The organism is Lysinibacillus sp. GbtcB16 (assembly GCF_019091145.1).
Taxonomy (GTDB): domain Bacteria; phylum Bacillota; class Bacilli; order Bacillales_A; family Planococcaceae; genus Lysinibacillus; species Lysinibacillus fusiformis.
In genome coordinates this window covers 1-274 of record NZ_JAGXJV010000370.1, presented here as the reverse complement: position 1 = coordinate 274, position 274 = coordinate 1, and the positions used below count along the sequence as shown (strand labels likewise).

The window sequence follows — 274 nt, the reverse complement described above, 5'->3', positions numbered from 1 at the left end:
TGTCAATTCCCTCTCTCTCGGTTTTAACTAATTCAAATACACCGGCAAGGGGTAATGTTTCAGTTGAAAATTGAGAATCGACTGGAACCGCATATTTAGTTTCACGTTCAAATAAAGAACAATATTGACTTGAATTCATTCCAAATGCGGTCAGGGTTTCCTGCCATAGCTTTTGCTGTGGATAGGCTGAAAAAACAAGCGGAACATGACTATCATTTGAAAAAGACACAGCTATCACATCATCACTTAGCAGCTAATATCCCTTACTTAAAAA

1 pseudogene is annotated in these 274 nt (G+C 37.6%); it reads right to left on the bottom strand.

The features are described from left to right. Window positions 1-274, bottom strand: a pseudogene (locus KVT27_RS26890) (aldolase); the annotation flags it as partial.